Genomic DNA, 15,563 nt, shown 5'->3' on the forward strand with positions numbered 1-15,563 from the left:
ACATAAACATTATATGACCTCTTTGTAGTTTTAGTATCAACTACCATGTTAGTAGACTAACGCAATATTTAATATTGGTTTTCGCGACGCCAATTATCTACATCACGCTCTGCATCTTCTCTTGAATGACCATAACGTTCTTGGACGCGGCCGACTAGTTTGTCACGATCACCTTCGATGTGAGTTAGGTCATCATCTGTTAACTCAGCCCATTTTTGTTTTACTGTACCTTTAAGCTGATTCCACTCACCTTTTAGAGTTTGGTTATTCATATCTCTATTATTAATGTCTTGATTGTTCATATCTTCACCTTCCATTTTTTGGTTGTTTTTATACTGTGCATCCATACTTTGCTCGTTAGTATTTGGATTATCCATTACAATTATCCTTTTATTAGGGACTTTGCATCAGCCATAGCTATCCTGACCGATAAGAATAATATAATACATTTTATCCAATACTTTCTGTATGAAGAGTGTTTTTGTTTATATAATATTATTAATATTATAACCAAATTTATTATTATACTTAATTAATGTGAACAATTTTATTTTTACTACAAATATAGCTATCATTTTTAATTTGTATTTAATTAATTCTCTTAAAAAAATATACATTTTATTATATTTTATTAAATACAATTTTTTAGGTACACTATATTTTATCCTGAAAATAGCTCTAGCCTTAAATATATTTTGAGTAGCCATTATGTTTAACCTTGATATTAGTTTAAAGATTTTTATATATCACTCTCTTCAACTCAGTATTGCCTTTATACTGTCTTTACCTATTGCTCTCAATCGCGAGCTTGAAGATAATGGAGCTGGTCTCAGAACCTTTCCCTTAGTTACCATTGCTTCATGTGCTTTTATGCTAGTAGGGATGGATATTTATCAAGGGTCTAATGCAGAAGCCAGAATTATGTACGGCATAATTACTGGTATGGGTTTTATCGGCGGCGGTGCAATCTTTAAAGATGAGAATGGCGCGAAAGGAACGGCTACAGCCGCTGGATTATGGAATACAGCCGCAATTGGGATATCAGTGGCTTATAGCCGTTACGAAATTGCTATTATATTATCAATAGTTGGTTTTTTAATCCTACAGTTCTCAAAACCTTTTAAACCAAAATTTTAATGTTGTAACTCGATTAAAGTAAGTAATTAAGGGCTACCTTTATCAAACAAGCTCATAGCTTGTACTACGCCCTGATGCTACAGATTTTTGTATCATACCCTTTTCTACTAAATCATTAATATCTCGTAGTGCCGTACGAATACTACCTGCTTGAATACGATAGAGACCACTATATCCATCTGGAAATAATGCTCGATGCCATCCAAGTAAATCATCTTACAACAGGCTGTTGGTAATAATAGGTGGCACTTAGTATCATCTCTACCACCGCATCAATTTCACGAGTAGTGGTTGGCATGCTGGCACTATCTAACCCTAAATACCGCGCAACTAAGGAGCGCATTTGTTCACCATTTAGCGTCTCACCTTCTATCTCAGAATTTTTAATAATCTCTAAGGTCACCGCATCTAACTGTGCCTCAACTTTCAGATCGAATCCTAGTGTTAGCAGCTTTCCTAGTAAACTTCTTTGTAATATCCGCACACGACTGATAAATGGCAACGATAGCTTTTGTCCGACCATTGCCATTCAGTTCAATTTGAATGCTAATCAATATAAGTAATACGCTTCGTATGTTCCCCAGAGATATGCAGAGATTAGAACATTAATCTCTGCATATCATGCAGAGAATAAGCAATAGAAACAATATGTATAAGTTCAAAAACGACAATAGTAGACGTAATAAGAATAGATTCTCAACGAACACACATAGTTTCCTATCCTAAGAAGAGTTTGAGTAGAGGTAAAAATACTATAAAAATACAGTGCCCAAATACGAGTTAAATTTTATTATATTACAATTTACATCGCGATTATTTAATCATATAATACCCACAGGCTATAAAGGTCAATGTATGTAAGATATTGTTATAATATACATTTTAGTCGAGCGACTTTGACATGGTAGAGGTCGTTGGTTCGAATCCGATTACGCCTACCAGATTCGAAAAGCCCCAATCTTAAGATTGGGGCTTTTTTTGTCCGTGAAATATGGGCTGTAGCGGAAAATACTTGTCTACATCGACTCATAGTCATGATTATACAATCAGATTTAAATCATTTAAAAAAGTGACGGTGACCAAATGATGACCGACCCTTAAAAACCATTAAAATTAAAACCCTCTTTTTGACCTCTACTTTAAACGTCGTTCAGCTAATAGTACTGAAAGATTACATGAAATCATTAGAAATCCTCAAGTAGTCTATCTATCAACCTAGTAGGAACCTAAAAAACGGACAATGCTCATCCGTGACTGGACGTCTGTTTTAGTTCGCTTTATGTTTGATGACTGTATCAGTAAGCCTTTAACCTAAACGTCAATTACACAGAATCTGAGATATTTTATCCAAATTAAAAAAGCCATAAAAGTCATTGCTCTTATGGCTTTACTATTTTTCATATATTGAAACTTAGACCTAGCTTTAAGCTAAATAAACTCTTTTAGCTCAGTCAGCTTGTCTAAAACTGCATCAGGCGAGTATCTTAACAGCTGCTGCTCATTTTGTGCACCAGATAGCACACCTAAAACTAGCCCACACCCTGCATTCCTACCTTCTTCAATATCGATACCACTATCCCCTGCTTTTAACACCTGCTGTGAGTTATCAATATTAACCTGTTTCATCGCAAGTGTAATCATATCAGGACCTGGACGGCCATTATCTACATCATCGGCTGTTATTAATACATCTACTTGATTCCCCACAGACCAACCTAAGATAGTCAAAATTTTATTAGCAGTCTTAGCATCATATCCTGTATTTAACACCACATGACGACCACTCGCCTTCAACTGCTCGAACAACTCTGACATGCCTTCAAACTCAGATAAGGTGTCCTTGCTATAAGCAGTTGCAAGATTGACTTTAAAGGCTGCAAACGCCGTATCCGTTAATGATTCAATATCAGCATTAGATAAATCTATCATATTCAAAATATCACGGATGGCATTGCGTTTTTCTTTACCTGCACCGTATTCTAAACATAACTCCAGACTCACTTGCTTATCTGATTTGCCAGTGCTCTTCAATGCTTCATTGATAGCATTACATACGGTCTTATAGACCAGGTTACTTTCATCTACTGTTGTGCCAGCCATATCAAATACACAGAGCTTAATATCAAAAAATTTGTTTTTAATACTGTTTAAACTATCACTATGTGAGCTGCTACTTATTATATTATTATTTGCTATATTCATTACTTTGATTCCAATACCAATTCAATTAACTCTTCGCCAAATGCGAAACCTGTTGATGCCCCTGTACCGCTGGTGACTGCACCGACCACCACACCTTTTTCAGGTGATGCTTTAAATACCACATCATCTGCACTTGGATATACACCCAACCAGTGCTGAGTAATATCCATCTCACCAATATCCATCACCTGCTTAAATTCATTAATGATTAGATCATCGATTCGGGTGTCTCTAAACGGCAGTTCTCTATCACTATAATCATGACTATCGCCGATGATTAGTGATCCATCTTCAGACTGAACCACAATTAGGTGGACACCTGCTTGACACTCTGCACTTTGAATATCGTCAAGTAAGCTTTTTAGTACCGTAGCTTCAGGTAACTGAGCAAATCCATCATAACGGGCAAAGCTTAAATCTGACATGACAGCGGCATTTAATCTAAATGCTTTTTTGGGCATGACTCGCATCATATTTAGCGTGCACATTTTAGCTTTGGTCTTAGCGAACACGTCTGGATATAAGCCAGTAAAGTCCGCTCCGGGGCAGACCACACAGAGCTCAGCGTTAAGGACACCACGACTGGTATGCACTTTTGGTAATTCCACTGAAGTCACCGTAGTATGGTTGTAAAAATCCACACTCTGCGTCTCTTGTAACCAATGAGTCAGCTTAGCGATTGCAGTATTAGATTCTACTCTAAGCTCATGCGGGCTATATAACACCCCTTCTCCCTTGTTCAGATAAGGCGCGGCTTCATTAATTTCAGACTGTGTCAGTAGTCGGCACCCCTCACCCATTTCTGTCTTTAAAAAAGCTTGTGCAACATCTACCGCTTCAGGTCGCTGCATTAACATATGCAGACCGATATGCTCTATCTGAATACCTGCTTTTGGCGCAATCTCGGCCCAAACATTACGAGAGTGCATGGCGCGTTGCCAATGCTCACCTCGACGCTGACCACTAACGGTCACAAATCCAAAATTACGAACAGAAGCATCTTTGTTCTGAGATTGGCGTTCTACAACCGCAACACTCAGCCCCTTTTCAACGGCGGCGTAGGCGCTTGCCAGCCCAACGATACCCCCACCTACGACAACGACATCGTATGTTTTATCAGAAAGTATTTTGCTCATTGTCATACCTGCTCTTCCCATATATCTTTATTAATTAGCCCTCTACTTGCTTAACCTATGAACTAATATAGCTAAGCCTGAATGGTCATTATTTTGATTCAACTAAAATTACTCACCGTGGAAAAAAGCACGGTGCTTATCTAACAGCTCGGCAGTTAATGGCTCTGGATAGGTCTTAGAGTTATCAATCTGATTTTCAGCAGCTACTGTCTCACCGTCATACACAATATTTGGATAAATTTCTAATAAACGTGGGCGAGCTTTAGTGACAATTAACTCAGCCATTTTCATTGCTTTAGGATTGGTTTTCTTTCCTTTATCAATAACAGCAACCGATTCAGTCAATGTGTAATTACCTTCACTAGGATCAACGAAATCAATTGGTAAACCTTTTGCTTTATTAGCGACTGCCTGATGACGTAGACCGAAACCGATAGGCACCTCACCTGCCATTACCTTTTTAAGAGGACCAGAGCCAGATAGCTCTAAATTAGGTCCTGCATTTTCACGAATAGCATTCATGATTTGTTGACCTTCAGTATCGGTGCCATATTCAGCAGCAATGTCTTGTACAAACAACCAACCAGTTGATGAACCATTTGGATCAACCATAGAAATTTGATTTTTATAAATAGGATTCGCTAAGTCTTTGGCACTGGTAGGTACTGGAAGATTATTGGCTTCCATCTCTTTGGTATTGAGTAAGATAGCACCCGTAAAGCTGAGAATCGGTGCATAGTAATTAGGCGTCGCAATCTGTGGGTTTGCTGTAAATGCTAACGCTTTAAACATTGGGTGCTTTGCTTGAGCACTTTCGATATAAAACGAGCTCATTGTCACCATATCAGCTTCAATATTTTTTCCTTCTGCTAATAGTCGCCCCCCAAGCTCACCTGTTCCGAATGATTGAAATATGTATTGACCTTCAAAGCCTGCCTCATCAAGCACCTCTTGAATAACCTCGACTGCCTCTTCATCAGCATTACTATAAATAATCACCTCCTCGCCAGCTGTATCGTCCGAGCTTTGCGACCCACAACCTGCTACTAAAACTCCACAAGTTAATCCCATTACTATCGTTTTGAATAAGTTCATTGTTGTTCCTAATTATTTGAGTGGTTAACGGTTCAATTGGTTTTCGTAGCATCAATGCCTAAACTGTGTTGAAATATCTAAGCGACCGTCGTCACTGTGGTTTTTTTCACTTTTATTTTTGTTGTGCCGTTGATGCTTCTGGTATAAAGGTATCGAACTACTGCGAAGAATATTAATGCCGTGATATTTGTGAGTAGCACCATCAGCGACAAGATAAAGATTTCATCAAAGCGCGCGAAGTGCTGTAGTTCAACAATCTTTGTAGTTAGCACCATCGTCTTTGCACCTGAAATGAATATCACTGCACTGATACTAACCATCGCACTGATAAAAAAGTACGAGGCCACTTCGATAAGCGTAAGTATTGAGTTGGGTACAACAACTCGGCGTAAAGACTGTAGCCATGAGTCTCCCAGTAAAGAGGCTGTAGTCTCCCAACCTAGATTCATTTTTGATAGTGCGTTTTTGCTCATGAGATAAGGTGTCGAGAAGTAATGAATGATATTGCTAATCACAATAATGAAGATGGTGTTCGATATCGATGACCCTGAAAAAACCATCAGGTAAGCAATACCAATAACCATACCTGGCACTGTATTGGTTACTAATGCTGAGCTTTCTATCGTCAGCTTTCCTATCTTGAATAGCCCTGAACGCTCGTATATCAACGCGGCAACATAGGTAATAATAGTGCCAAAAACAGCCGTTAAGGTCGCGACAATAAGTGAGTTTTTATAAACTCGCATTAGGTTCGAGGACTCGATCACCTTAGTAAATGCGTCTGTACTAAACGCCATCTCGTAAGGCCATGTCTTAATCCATGGAATGATGAAGATCACAGCAAATACAAATAGCAGTGAAATTAAAATGCCGCTGGACAACACACCCAGAATCCTGTCTTTGACTTTAGAAGTGGGCAAGTCAAAATGCTCTACTGAGTCATACCTGACATTAAATCGAGCCACATACCAAAGCAGTAGAATGCTCAAAACAGAGGGGATTAGCATAAACAAAGCAACCACAGAGCCCTTTTCAAACGAGGGAGATGCACCCAGTATTTGGGTATAAAGCTCAGTGGCGATAACCTTGTACTGACCACCAATAGAGGCTGGAATACCAAAGTCAGTAAAGGCCAAAAAGAAGCATTGAATGATAGCGGCTGCAAAAGTACCAATTAAGGGACGAATAACCGTCATATCTATCTGGCGTAAGCGTGAATCGCCCATCAGTTCTGATACGATTACGAACTTCTTATCCAAATACTGAAAGGTATTGTTAAGCAGTAAAAAGGCTATTGGCAAGGTATAGATGGTGTAGCCAAGCCACATACCATAGAAACCATATATATCTTCAAACAACTGAAAGCCAATCATCTTAGTGAGCAGACCTTGCTTACCAAAGGTGTAAATAATGGCAAATCCATAAGTCACTGTTGGCAATAGCATAGGGAACAGTGATGCAAGCTTAATGGTTTGTTTAAAACCCTTTGGTAAGTTAGTCCAGTGCACCGTATAGGCAAGAATAAATGCCAAAAAGGTGGCACTCATCGCACTAACAATGGCGACAAAAAAACTATTTAACATCACTTGTCTGAAGTCATTACTGCTGATGATATCGACGTAATGGCTGAGACCTAATCCATCAGCCACATTAAATGACAGCACCAACATTTTACCCAAAGGCACAAACATAAAGACGAGAAATAGCGCACCAATGAAAAGCCACGAAGCTTTCATTAGCGGTGAGTTATTAAGTTTCATAATGACCTACGCGCGAAATAAGTAAGTTTTGAGAGACCAGCGTTGGCCTAGTGCGATTAACCTTTGGAGGTGTCTTTAGTTGATTTAGTAGCTGTGCGCTGGATTATGGAATTGATATCTTCAGTGACTGAGCTGCCATCTAGCACAGGTCTCATTTGAGTGTATTTTTCTAAAGGGTCAGTTGGCGCATTGTCCGCTTCAAATAGGCTCAAGATATTACGGCGTTTGATATTTAGCTGGTTCAAGATAAAGCTTTTAACAAAGTCATTGGCAGGATTTTGGATGATTTCTGATGGCTTAGCATATTGAGCTACTTTGCCGTCTGATAACAACAAAATGCGATCAGAGAGTGTCATTGCTTCTTCAGGATCATGTGTCACAATCAAAGTGGTTAGCTCATAACGCTCTGCAATCTCGCGAATACGTGTCTTAATGGTCTCTTTAATAACCCCGTCTAAGGCAGATAAAGGCTCATCTAATAATAAAATCTTAGGCTTCATCACTAAAGTACGTGCTAATGCAACACGCTGCTTCTGCCCACCAGAGAGCTGGCTGATTCGCTTGTTCAAATGCGGCTTAATCTCCAAAAGGTCAACTAGCTCATCAACCTCCGCTTGTGTGCTGACGTTAGGTCTATTACGTAGCCCATATTCAATATTCTGCTTTACATTCAAGTTAGGAAACAACGCATAGTCTTGGAATACAATATTGAAACCTCTGTGCTTCATAGGCACACGTGTGATGTCTTCCTTATCATAGGCAAGTCGACCAGAACTAATATCGGTTAGACCTAAAATAATATGTAGCAACGTGGTTTTCCCACAGCCAGATGGGCCCAATATTGAAACAATCTCACCCTTATTCATTTTTAGGGAGATATCCTCAAAAATAACTTTGCCATCATACTTCTTAGTCACATTTCTTAGTTCTAACATAATTCAAGCCCAAACTTATATTTTGGCATTAGCAGTGAGTGATAGCTCAAGCAAATACATTTAGGTAAATTGTTCAATGCTTTAATCGTTTACACGTAACTAATATAAGAGATGAGTATGACAATTTGGTGTCATATATAAGGTTAGCTTATATATTTAATCATTCAGTCTTATTCATCGTGTATAACTTCTCGTACTTCCCAGAGATATGCCTGACAATCTCTGAAACCGATACGAAAAACGGCGGTCATATGACGAAGAAACCTTACACCTATAATCAGCTAAACATCTTAAACTCTGTGCTTGAGGAAGGTAATTACACGCAGGCGGCTAAACGTTTGGGTGTGTCTCAACCTGCCATTAGCCAAGCATTATCTACGCTTGAAAACAATCTTGGGTTTAAGCTATTTATGCAGCGTGGCAGGCACTTTGTGCCAACAGATTACTGCTTAGAGCTTGGAACGTTAACGAGTAAAGTGCAAGCAGTTGAAGACGAACTAGATCAGCTGATTCAAAGAAGTAAAGTTTTTGAATCAGCTATATTGAAGGTAGGTCTATGCAGCCCGCTGCCGGGCACTGAAATTATTAAGCAGTTTAGTAAACGCTATCCCAAGCTACAGACTGAAATCTATTTTGGTAATTTCCATGAAACGTTTAGTAGAGTGGTTAACGGTCAGGTAGATGTTGGTATTCTTGCAAATGTTCCAAAAAGTGCCAAGTTACAGTTTAAGAAATGTGCTACCCAAAGGCTTGTTGCTTTGTGCTCACCGAACCATCCTTTTGCATCAAGAGAATCTATAAGCTTAACTGAATTAGCGACCGAAACCGTTATATTCCGCACGCACGGCTCTACCACTCAAAAACTTATAAATGAGGCACTAGCAAAAATTAATTTAGAGATAACCCCTACGTATATCGTAAACACCCAAGAAAGTGTTTACGATGCGGTTTACCAGAACTTAGGTGTCGGATTTGCATGGAGCGAAAGCGCAATCAGAAAAGGTGGTTTTGTGAAGGTGCCCATTGCGGAGCTACCTTCAGACTATGATGAGGTGGTCTTTTCACTCAAAAATGTAAACAATTTAGTGGTGACTGCTTTGATGAACTCTTTAGATACCTCTGGTTAGACTAGGTCAAAAGAGTATTTTAGTGTTTTAATATACACGCATCTTGCGAATTGGGTTTTTTGCATCAAATACATTTATTATAATTGCTCTCTTGGGAACAGTGAATGTGGTTGTGGAGTAAGTGTTTATTTCATTTGAGTACCTATCACTCTTGTTTTTACCTGTATGATTAGTGATAAGCAATAAAGGATTATTGCTAAGGCTAAAAAATAAAAGTCAGAGGTAAAAACAAGCTTTCTTGAAGCACGCCATCAGAACCAATGCCACCGTAAAACAAGCTTTCCATCAGTCCAGAAAGCGTAGCGAGGGCTAGCATAATTGAGCCACTAATAAATAATTTAGACGTCATAAAAGCTCCGTTAGATGAGAATTAGCAATAATAATTTATTTTTATTCGAAAATTATTGCAGTATTATCGGTGGCGTATGGTCGCTATGAGATTGCTATTATATTATCAATAGTTGGTTTTTTAATCTTACAGTTCTCAAAACCTTTTAAACCAAAATCTTAATGATGCCACTCTTAGTCATTAGAATAGAGAATCAAACCGCCATTTTAACAAGAACTTCATACTTACTTTGCTTTGGACAAAGTTGTTAGTGGTTGAGCTCCTTTGAACCTTAGCAAGCGTAAAGCATTGAGAGTCACTAGTACCGTTGCACCAGTGTCCGCTATCACAGCAATCCATAGTCCGGTAATACCTAGTAAAGTAGTGATTAGAAACACGGCCTTTAGTCCTAGAGCAAAAATTACATTTTGATGTATGTTGGCCATGGTTGCACGCGATAAGGCAATGAGATGAGCAACATCTGTAACACGACTTTTTAATAATGCTATATCGGCTGTTTCGATAGCGACATCCGTGCCGCCACCCATGGCGATGCCCACATCTGCGGTTGCTAGTGCTGGCGCATCGTTAATACCATCACCAATCATTGCTATCTTGCTATTATCCTTCATCTCATTGAGCAAACGTAGCTTATCTTCGGGCAATAGCTCAGCTTGCCATTCTATCTCTAAATGACTAGCAAGTGCCTGAGCGGTCAGACGGTTGTCACCTGTAAGCATCACAGAGCGCACACCCATCGCTTTGAGCTGTGCCACTCCTGCCTGAGCATCATCTCGCAACTCATCTCGTAATGCTATCAATCCAAGCACTTCACTACTTTGCTCATCATACAAAACTGAGACAGTCTTGCCTTCCTTTTGCAATACTTCAATGTCTGCCTGTTGGGCCATTGACATCAAGCTTTTTTTAGTTGCATAGACAGGTGATCCAATGGCTAAAGGGTGCCCGGCTACCGTTGCATGTACTGCTTTTCCCGCAGTAGCATAGGCATTTGAAGCTATCGGTATAGAGATATTAGCGGCTTTGGCATGATCAATGATCGCTTTTGCCAGTGGATGACTAGAGGCGGACTCGACACTAGCAAACAGCGCTAGTATCTCATTCTGACCTTCAGGCCCTATATGCTCTTGTACTGATTGCTTCTGTGTAAAGGCTATCACATCGGTCACCTGTGGCTTGCCTTTAGTCAACGTACCTGTCTTGTCAAAAGCCACGACATTCACGCGACCAATGGTTTCTAAAGCGCTGCCCCTTTTGATAAGTAAGCCGTGGCGTGTACCGACAGCCAATCCTGATGCAATGGCAGCTGGAGTAGATAGTACAAGCGCGCAAGGACAGGCGATTAGCAACAGTGCAAAACCACGATATAACCAAGTCGCCCATTCTCCTCCCATCGCTAGCGGCGGCACAACAATAACCAGTGCAGCGATAGCCATCACCGCTGGGGTATAATAACGACTAAATTTTTCAATGAAACGAGCCGTAGGGGCTTTAGAGGTTTGCGCTTGCTCTACCAAATTGATAATGCGTGCAATGGTGTTGTCAGCAGCTGTCTTTTGTACACGGATTTGCAGCGCCCCATCCATATTGATTGATCCTGCAAATACTGCATCGCCCATGTCTTTAGCAACGGGTATGGATTCGCCAGTGACAGGTGAGTCATCAAGACTAGAGCTACCTTGAACAATGACACCATCAGCAGATACTTTATCGCCAGGACGTACCAATACCAGATCATCGATCTGCAACGAAGCTGCAGGAACGTCACGCTGTCCGCCTTGTGCATCAAGCAAAATCGCATTCTTTGGCACCAATGATGCCAATGCCCTGATACCAGCACGGGCACGATCTGCTGCCACACCTTCTAACAATTCACCGACAGAGAACAAAAAGACAACCGCCGCCGCCTCTTCAGCCTCACCAATGACAAGCGCACCAATTGCCGCGATAGACATCAGCATTTCAATTGAAAACGGGGTGCCTGTCATTGCCAAGGTCATAGATTTTCGAGTGAAGGGGAAAACACCCACAATGACAGCAATAGCAAATGCCCACATGCCATAATCAGGAAAAACTAGTGCCAACGCGTAGGCGACACTCATCAAGATACCGAGACTAACGACTTGCTTACCTTTTCTGGTTTGCCACCAATACTGTTGCTGCGTCTTCAATTGATTATCACTAATGCTGTCTGCTGCGTTTGCTTGATCAGTAGTGGCAGATATGCCAAAACCCAGACGCTTGATGGTCTTTTCAATATCGCTGCACTGAGTATCTGAATCAGGGGCAAGCGATAGCTCTAACTTTTCAGTCGCAAAATTAAGCTGTATGTCAGAGACACCAGGCATACGTTCTAATGCAGTTTCAATCTTTCTGACGCAACTGGCACAGTCCATACCTTCAATACGATATTGCATAATAAATTGCCTCATTATAAGAATTCATTTAATAACGCTATTTTGAACCCTCTAGTGGCTTCAGGGTCAAGGCTATTTATATGCAATTGTATAAACTTGATTTCCTTAGGGTTAAACCTTATAGTTACTTTAATGATTTCAGTTTTGAAATGACTTTGAGATAACCATGCTAATAAAAATTGGAGAGCTCGCTAAGCGTACAGGCGCTACAGTAGAAACCATTCGCTATTATGAAAAAGAAAAGCTATTACCAGAGCCTGCGCGTAGTGAAGGGAATTATCGCTTATATCGCGAAAGTCATATCGAGCGTCTACAGTTCGTTCTGCACTGTCGTACACTAGATATGACGTTGGATGAAGTACGGACTTTACTTAAGTACTGGGAAGAACCTAGCAGAGATTGCGCTGATGTCGATACCTTGTTGGATGAACATATTCACGCTGTGGAAACACGTATAGAAGAGCTAAAGCAGTTGAAAAAACACCTAAGTGTTTTGCGGCAGAAATGCGTCAGTAGCGCACCAGCAAAGTCATGTGGCATATTGAATGCACTTGCTGATCATTCTTGTCATAAAAATTCGCCATATGGCTCACATTAAATACTATCCGAATAGATGCAAATAATTAATACTTATTCATCGCTATAGATAGCACCTCTGCTATCTGATAATTCCTGTACCGCAATTTCACTTTATTCTGTTTAAGCGCATTCTAATGACTTGATTAACTAGACTCTGATGATTTGGCCTCTTCGAAAAAGGCAAACCATAAACGCCTACCCTCCTCATTAATACGCCGCACCGTCTCAAAATACTTTTGCCGTGCTTCCTCATCTACTAAGGGAGCAGGAAGCAGAGGATCGAAAACAACACTGCGAATACCTGCATCTCCAAGGATGAATATTTCTCGCAGCGCCACATGGGACGGCAAGTCAGCCAAACCACTTAACCAGTCGGTGAGCTGCTGCGACTTTTCTTTATAATGCTTTTCAAGATGCATGTCTGACCAGAGTGCTCGTGCTTTTTTCTGCCTAACCTCATCAAAATCATTGGCTTTAAAAACCGCGGCTTCCTCTTCTAACCCCAAGTCCAATAGACGCTTACGGACGACATCAATACCACCTAATAAATTATTAGGACGCAGATAAAGCCCTTTATCTAGTTCACGAAACCCCAATAATGACAAAGCGCGATCACGAGCACGCAGCGCTTTACGGTCACTGCGAGGTAATCCACCGGTCGCTACCGCTATCCATGAGCCATCGGATTTTATCGTTCTTTTATCCGCTGTTTGCCATAAGGCCACATCGGCGCCTAATTTTTGAGCTTTCGGTCCAAGTTTGTAGATGGCAGGACCAATCGACTCAGCAAGATCCGCTTGGATCAAACGAGCAAGCGTCACACGTATACTATTTTCTGTCATACCAAAGATAGAGCCTGCCAGCACCGCTTCGGAGGCACTAAGTGTGTTTGCCTCTGCCACCATAAGTAAGCGTAAAAGCAATAAACGAGGCGTTGGTTTGTTCATATTACACCTATTGACGTAATTATTTTTTTTATGTAATACTGGTCGTGTAAGTTACTGAACTACTGTAACTTAGGGAATGACATACAAAATCAAGGAAGACAATCATCATGTCAATTGTAAATCAATTTAAGACCCACGAGGTGCAGAATCAACCCTTTGCCTTAGCCAATTATAATGCATGGGAAACAGATACAGCGCTCAAAGAAGCTGTAGCACGAGAGGGCGCTGCTTGGGCAGCAAGTCACTTGAAAGAATTTGGAGCACTGACTGGTGGAGAGCTGATCACCAGCGGGTTCTTGGCCAATGAAAACAAGCCTAAATTGCGCAGCTTTGATACCTATGGTCGGCGTATAGATGAAGTAGAGTTTCATCCGGCTTACCATGATCTGATGCATGCAGGAATGAAATACGGCATGAGCAATTTTGCTTGGCGCAATGAAGAGCGTGATAGTGCTCACGTGGCTCGGGCGGCAGTCATGTATCTCGGCTCACAGCCTGAGGCTGGGTTTGGTTGCCCTATGTCTATGAGCTATGCTGCTATCCCTGCCCTACGTCATTCGCCTGTACTGGCTGAAAAATGGCTGCCCAAGCTATTATCTGAACACTATGATCCGCGCAGCTTGCCCATGGAAGAAAAACTAGGCTGTACGATGGGCATGGGCATGACAGAAAAACAAGGTGGATCAGATTTACGTCGCAATACGACTAGGGCTATACGACAAGAAGATGGCTCTTATGAAATCATTGGGCATAAATGGTTTTTCTCAGCGCCAATGTGCGATGCTCATCTCGTCTTGGCCCAATCTGACAGTGGTCCTAGTTGCTTTTTAGTACCACGTTTCCGGCCTGATGGGACACGCAATGCAGTACAAATTCAACGCTTAAAAGACAAATTAGGAGATTGGGCAAACGCTTCCTCCGAGGTAGAGTTTCAAGGTGCATTTGGTGAGCTAGTAGGCATTGAAGGTCGCGGTATCCCTACTATTATCGAGATGGTCGCGTTAACCCGACTTGACTGTATGATTGGCTCCTCAGCTCAAATGCGCCAAGCTATCGTTCAAGCGATTCATCACACCAGTCAGCGTGAGGCCTTTGGTAAATTATTAGTCAACCAACCTATTATGCGTAATGTGTTGGCAGACTTAGCCTTAGAGTCAGAAGCGGCTTTGGCCCTAACAATGCGAATTGCGCGCGCTGTTGATAGGATAGAAACAGACCTTCATGAAGCCGCGCTTGCTCGTATTGCTACTGCGATTGGAAAGTATTGGATATGCAAACGCGCGCCCGTTTTTATTAATGAGGCACAAGAATGTTTGGGCGGTAATGGCTATGTCGAAGAGACTATTATGCCGCGTCTGTACAGGCAAGCGCCGCTAAACTCAATCTGGGAAGGCAGTGGCAATGTGCAATGTCTAGATGTGCTGCGTGCCTTAAAAAAAGAACCAGAAACTCAGCAAGCTTTATTTAAGGAATTGCAGCAGGCAGTAGGGAAAAATGCTGATTATGATGCAGAGTTAAACCTGCTGATAGAGCGATTTGAGGACACGCAAACCTTGGAGTTCCGTAGTCGCTATGTGATTGAGCGCCTAGCATTGATGCTACAGGCTTCGATACTACTGCAGACTGAACATACGGAGATCGCTCAGGCATTCTGTCGTTCTAGGATTGGGAATGAGCATGGACTGGCCTTTGGTACACTAAGTCCTGATGCTCCCGTGGATTTATTGATCGAACGGGCGGCTGGCGCGACCAAAGCAGTTCTGTAGGTATCTTTATATGTGTTAAATAGTCTTCTGCTACTGATTGGTGTCGCAGCAGAGGCTTTTGCCCTTTATCTCAGTCACTTTCTTCTCAGCCATAACTGGCTAAATAACAGTCA

The 15,563-nt window shown here is 41.2% G+C and carries 14 protein-coding genes; 4 read left to right on the plus strand and 10 right to left on the minus strand.

The genetic code is table 11. The features are described from left to right. Positions 1-68: 68 nt before the first annotated feature. The gene (locus tag ACHEVO_RS03160; RefSeq protein WP_423608971.1) at positions 69-377 is read right to left on the minus strand and encodes a CsbD family protein; all 309 of its coding nucleotides are present in this window, start codon (positions 375-377) and stop codon (positions 69-71) included. A gap of 331 nt (positions 378-708) precedes the next feature. Between ACHEVO_RS03160 and ACHEVO_RS03165 the strand changes: the two genes are divergently transcribed. Next, positions 709-1,137: an MgtC/SapB family protein gene (locus ACHEVO_RS03165; protein ID WP_394123863.1), complete on the plus strand. Its 429-nt coding sequence runs from the start codon at positions 709-711 to the stop codon at positions 1,135-1,137. Between the two features lie 211 nt (positions 1,138-1,348). Here ACHEVO_RS03165 and ACHEVO_RS03170 read toward each other — a convergent pair whose 3' ends face one another. From ACHEVO_RS03170 to ACHEVO_RS03195, 6 genes are all read right to left on the minus strand, one after another. Further along, the gene (locus ACHEVO_RS03170; RefSeq protein ID WP_394123864.1) at positions 1,349-1,666 is read right to left on the minus strand and encodes a DUF4172 domain-containing protein; all 318 of its coding nucleotides are present in this window, start codon (positions 1,664-1,666) and stop codon (positions 1,349-1,351) included. An 899-nt stretch (positions 1,667-2,565) separates the two neighbouring features. Next, the gene (locus ACHEVO_RS03175) at positions 2,566-3,339 is read right to left on the minus strand and encodes a phosphonatase-like hydrolase (protein WP_394123865.1); all 774 of its coding nucleotides are present in this window, start codon (positions 3,337-3,339) and stop codon (positions 2,566-2,568) included. Then, positions 3,339-4,475, minus strand: coding sequence for a TIGR03364 family FAD-dependent oxidoreductase (locus tag ACHEVO_RS03180; protein ID WP_394123866.1), 1,137 nt, complete (start codon positions 4,473-4,475; stop codon positions 3,339-3,341). The genes ACHEVO_RS03175 and ACHEVO_RS03180 overlap by 1 nt, the downstream gene beginning before the upstream one ends. A 108-nt stretch (positions 4,476-4,583) precedes the next feature. Beyond that, positions 4,584-5,570 carry an ABC transporter substrate-binding protein gene (locus ACHEVO_RS03185; RefSeq protein ID WP_394123867.1) on the minus strand — a complete coding sequence of 329 codons (987 nt, stop codon included), beginning with the start codon at positions 5,568-5,570 and terminating at the stop codon, positions 4,584-4,586. A 77-nt stretch (positions 5,571-5,647) separates the two neighbouring features. Next, positions 5,648-7,330 carry an iron ABC transporter permease gene (locus ACHEVO_RS03190; protein ID WP_394123868.1) on the minus strand — a complete coding sequence of 561 codons (1,683 nt, stop codon included), beginning with the start codon at positions 7,328-7,330 and terminating at the stop codon, positions 5,648-5,650. 56 nt (positions 7,331-7,386) lie between these two features. Further along, the gene (locus tag ACHEVO_RS03195) at positions 7,387-8,265 is read right to left on the minus strand and encodes an ABC transporter ATP-binding protein (RefSeq protein WP_394123869.1); all 879 of its coding nucleotides are present in this window, start codon (positions 8,263-8,265) and stop codon (positions 7,387-7,389) included. A 251-nt stretch (positions 8,266-8,516) separates the two neighbouring features. On the opposite strand from ACHEVO_RS03195, the gene ACHEVO_RS03200 reads away from it, so the two are divergent. Then, positions 8,517-9,392, plus strand: coding sequence for a LysR family transcriptional regulator (locus tag ACHEVO_RS03200; RefSeq protein WP_394123870.1), 876 nt, complete (start codon positions 8,517-8,519; stop codon positions 9,390-9,392). A gap of 202 nt (positions 9,393-9,594) precedes the next feature. Here ACHEVO_RS03200 and ACHEVO_RS03205 read toward each other — a convergent pair whose 3' ends face one another. Next, a complete protein-coding gene (locus tag ACHEVO_RS03205) occupies positions 9,595-9,741 on the minus strand; it encodes a hypothetical protein (RefSeq protein WP_394123871.1) in 147 nt (48 codons plus the stop codon). Positions 9,742-9,965: 224 nt separating this feature from the next. Beyond that, on the minus strand, positions 9,966-12,158 hold the full coding sequence (locus ACHEVO_RS03210; RefSeq protein ID WP_394123872.1) for a heavy metal translocating P-type ATPase: 2,193 nt from the start codon (positions 12,156-12,158) through the stop codon (positions 9,966-9,968). Positions 12,159-12,324: 166 nt separating this feature from the next. Here ACHEVO_RS03210 and cadR point away from each other — a divergent pair, with 166 nt between their 5' ends. Beyond that, positions 12,325-12,756 carry a Cd(II)/Pb(II)-responsive transcriptional regulator gene (gene cadR / locus ACHEVO_RS03215; RefSeq protein WP_341609737.1) on the plus strand — a complete coding sequence of 144 codons (432 nt, stop codon included), beginning with the start codon at positions 12,325-12,327 and terminating at the stop codon, positions 12,754-12,756. A 124-nt stretch (positions 12,757-12,880) separates the two neighbouring features. Here the strand turns inward: cadR and ACHEVO_RS03220 are convergent, their stop codons facing one another. Further along, positions 12,881-13,684 (minus strand): PaaX family transcriptional regulator, encoded by an 804-nt coding sequence (locus tag ACHEVO_RS03220; RefSeq protein ID WP_394123873.1) that lies wholly within the window; start codon positions 13,682-13,684, stop codon positions 12,881-12,883. A gap of 107 nt (positions 13,685-13,791) precedes the next feature. Between ACHEVO_RS03220 and ACHEVO_RS03225 the strand changes: the two genes are divergently transcribed. Further along, the gene (locus ACHEVO_RS03225) at positions 13,792-15,450 is read left to right on the plus strand and encodes an isovaleryl-CoA dehydrogenase (RefSeq protein ID WP_394123874.1); all 1,659 of its coding nucleotides are present in this window, start codon (positions 13,792-13,794) and stop codon (positions 15,448-15,450) included. The last annotated feature ends 113 nt before the right edge of the window (positions 15,451-15,563 follow it).

Source organism: Psychrobacter nivimaris (genome assembly GCF_043419765.1).
Lineage (GTDB): Bacteria > Pseudomonadota > Gammaproteobacteria > Pseudomonadales > Moraxellaceae > Psychrobacter.